Origin of the sequence: Acidovorax sp. (assembly GCF_022763525.1) — a bacterium.
Classification (GTDB): Bacteria; Pseudomonadota; Gammaproteobacteria; order Burkholderiales; family Burkholderiaceae_C; genus Acidovorax.
The window spans coordinates 1-3,257 of sequence record NZ_JALEGG010000244.1; the positions used below are offsets into that span (position 1 = coordinate 1).

The 3,257-nt window shown below is 60.8% G+C and carries 4 protein-coding genes and 2 tRNA genes; 3 read left to right on the forward strand and 3 right to left on the reverse strand.

The features are described from left to right. On the reverse strand, positions 1–330 hold a 330-nt coding region (locus MRY84_RS18730; RefSeq protein WP_291507208.1), incomplete at its 3' end, for an NAD(+)/NADH kinase. Positions 331–358: 28 nt separating this feature from the next. On the opposite strand from MRY84_RS18730, the gene hrcA reads away from it, so the two are divergent. From hrcA to MRY84_RS18745, 3 genes are all read left to right on the forward strand, one after another. Beyond that, complete coding sequence (hrcA, locus tag MRY84_RS18735) at positions 359–1,363, forward strand: heat-inducible transcriptional repressor HrcA (protein WP_291507209.1); 1,005 nt, start codon at positions 359–361, stop codon at positions 1,361–1,363. Between the two features lie 51 nt (positions 1,364–1,414). Further along, positions 1,415–1,491, forward strand: a tRNA-Ile gene (locus tag MRY84_RS18740). A 206-nt stretch (positions 1,492–1,697) separates the two neighbouring features. Further along, positions 1,698–1,774, forward strand: a tRNA-Arg gene (locus tag MRY84_RS18745). A 59-nt stretch (positions 1,775–1,833) separates the two neighbouring features. Here the strand turns inward: MRY84_RS18745 and MRY84_RS18750 are convergent. Beyond that, positions 1,834–2,769 carry a tyrosine-type recombinase/integrase gene (locus tag MRY84_RS18750; protein WP_363317567.1) on the reverse strand — a complete coding sequence of 312 codons (936 nt, stop codon included), beginning with the start codon at positions 2,767–2,769 and terminating at the stop codon, positions 1,834–1,836. Positions 2,770–2,897: 128 nt separating this feature from the next. Beyond that, positions 2,898–3,257, reverse strand: a 360-nt coding sequence (locus MRY84_RS18755; RefSeq protein ID WP_291507210.1) for a hypothetical protein, incomplete at its 5' end; no start/stop codon positions are given.

Genomic DNA, 3,257 nt, shown 5'->3' on the forward strand with positions numbered 1-3,257 from the left:
GTCGGTGATAAACCCCAGCCGGCCCTGGTTGATCCCGATGAGGGGTGTTCCGAAGCGGGCGAGCCTCCGCCCAATGCCCAGCATGGTACCGTCGCCTCCTACGACCAAACCCAGGTCGCATCGATGGCCTATCTCGTCCACGTTCAGCACGGGGTAATGACCGATCCCGGTATTGCTTGCGGTTTCGGCTTCGAAGACCACTTCGCAGCCCTGGCGCTCGAGAAAATGCGCAATGTCCACCAAGGCCTGACGGGAGCTATCTCCCACGGAGCCTGCTGATGCGGCCTGGTACTTGCCTATGAGTGCCACATGGCGGAAATTGGACGTCATCGCGAAATTACATCATTAAAATCATTCCATGCTCGATGACCGTGCCAAGTTGTTGCTCAAAGCGCTGGTCGAGCGCTATATAGCCGACGGCCAGCCCGTCGGGTCGCGGACCCTGTCGCGTGCTTCGGGGCTGGACTTGTCGCCAGCGACGATCCGCAATGTGATGGCGGACCTGGAGGAATTGGGGCTCATTGCCAGCCCGCACACGTCTGCCGGGCGGGTGCCCACCGCCCGCGGCTATCGATTGTTTGTGGACACCATGCTGACGGTGCAGCGGGACCCGCTCACTGCGCCTCAGCTGGCCCCTGAACAGCCGCAAAAGGTGATCGCCAATGCTGCGCAACTGCTGTCCAACTTGTCGCAGTTCGTCGGGGTTGTCATGGCCCCTCGGCGCACGTCGGTGTTCCGTCACATTGAGTTTTTAAGGCTCTCCGCGCGGAGGTTCTTGGTCATCATCGTCTCACCCGAGGGGGACGTGCAGAACCGAGTGATCTTCACGGAAGTCGACTATTCGCAGTCGCAACTTATCGAAGCTTCCAATTTTCTGAATGCCCATTACGCGGGGTTGGCGATGGAGCAGGTGCGAGAACGCCTGAAGTCGGAAGTGGATGTGCTGCGTGGGGAGATCGCGTCTCTCATGCAAGCGGCGGTGAATGTCGGGTCCGAGGCTTGGACCCAGGCTCAGGACGAGGTCGTGATCTCTGGCGAACGCAATCTGCTGGCCGTGAGCGATTTCTCCAGCGACATGGGCAATCTGCGGCGTGCCTTTGATCTATTCGAGCAGAAGACACAGATTTTGCGGTTGCTTGATATCTCGAGCCAGGCGGAGGGTGTGCGCATCTATATCGGCGGTGAGAGCCAGGTCGTCCCGTTCGAAGAGTTGTCCGTTGTCAGCGCTCCCTATGAAGTCGATGGCAAGGTCGTTGGCACCTTGGGCGTGATAGGTCCCACCCGCATGCCCTATGACCGGATGATCCAGATCGTGGATATCACCTCCAAGCTGGTGTCCAACGCGCTGAGCCACCGCAAGTAAGCCCCTACAATACGCCGCTTGTCTCCGCCCTGCAGCGCAGGTTGATGGCTTGGGGCGTTAGCTCAGTTGGTTAGAGCAGAGGACTCATAATCCTTTGGTCGTTGGTTCAAGTCCAACACGCCCTACCACCTTCATCCAGCGAAACCAGTTGTGGAGATGCGGGCTCTTTTTTTGCGCCATCGGGCACGTTTCTTCCGAGAAGCGCTTTTGTGTGCATTACAATCGATGCTTGCGCTGAATTGAGCTTCTGTTGATTTGTGCACTAGCTGCTGAAGAAACAAAAGATGTGTGATTTTGAAGGTCGCTTGGAAATCATGCTATAATTCAAAGCTTAGCGGCTGTAGCTCAGCTGGATAGAGTACTTGGCTACGAACCAAGGGGTCGTGGGTTCGATTCCTGCCAGCCGCACCAATAGGTAAGCCCTGCAAGTCTATGATTTGCAGGGCTTTTTCCTTTGTGGGTTGCGTTTGTCACGCTACCCGCTCCAGTGCCCTTGTGGGGACTTTTGGGGGACTTGCTTCCCCGGCCTTGCGCGCCTGGTGCTCCGCGCGCAGTGTCGCCAGCGACTTGTTCCAGGCTCCGCTGTCGGCCGTGATCTTCTCCAGCGCCCCGTGCAGCTCCACGATCTGCGCCGTGCTGTAGTGCTGCGTCATGCTCCGGGTGCTGTGCCACAGCACATCCGCCACGGTGCTCTCGGGCACGCCGGCCTCGCGCAGGCGCATGCCCACGGTGTGCCGCAGGTCGTGCACGTGCAGATCGCCCAGCCCGGCCGCCTTCCGCGCGTTCTGCCAGCCCGTGTTGTTCATGGTCTGGATGGGGCGGTACTTCATGGCCGGCGTCTGGTCGGTGTTCGTGGTGCGCTCGCGGCGGTAGACGAACACGAAGCGCGGGTGTTGGCCCCGTGCGGCCTCGATCACCGATTGGGCGACCGAGTTGCACACGACCAGGCGGCCACGCTTCTTGCCCTTGACATGCTCGCGCGGCACATCGAACACTGAGATTCCCAACTCGGGGATCTGGATTTCCCAGGCCCACTCCAGGCTGCACACCACATCGTCGCGCACGCCGGTGTTCAGGACGAACAGCGCCATGCGGGCGAGATGGTCAGGCAGCAGGGGCAGCAGCTTGCGCTGTTGGCCCCAGCTGATGGGGGCTGGTTCGCGCTGATGGCCCACGAGGGGCAGCATGGTGATCTTGGGCGCGGCGTCGAGCCACGTCCGGCCATCTTGATCGCGCCAGACGGTGGCGGCCAGATTCAGAATCCGGCGCACCACGCCCAGTGCAAGGTTAATGGTCTTGTTGGCGCGGCCCTCCTGTTTGCGCGCGGCGATGTACGGCGCCAGGGTGGCGTCGTGGATCTGCGGCAGTTCCAGGCGACCGATGAAGGGCATGACCGATTCGAGCATGTAGGCCTCGGTTTCGAGCGAGGCTTTGTCCTGGTGGGTCAGCAGGTAGTGGGCCGCGACGCTATCGAAGATGCGCGCCTGGCGGGCTCCATGGAGCACCACCTCGCGCTTCTCGGCTAGCTGCTTGATCAGCCAGCGTTGCGCCTCTTCATAACTAACGAGACCGCGCTGGCGAAATCGCTCACCGCGCCACCACTTGTCGACTTCCCAGGTGTTGTTGCTTTTGTTGGGGTAGATACCCCGCGTGCTTTGGCCCATATGTTCCTTCCTTTCTCTTGACTGGGCCGTCCGTTCCTGGCCGCATTGTGCGCGCTGTCGTTGGCCGCGTCTTGTTCCTCGGGTTGCTGTTCGCCTGCCGCCTCGGCCTTGATGGCGTCGAACAGCTTGTCCAGATCCTGTCGGTCGTAGATGAGGCACACGCCCTGGTGGATGCCGGTGAGGCGGGGAGCCCAGTTGGCCTCCCAGGTGCGGCGCTTGACGCCGACGTA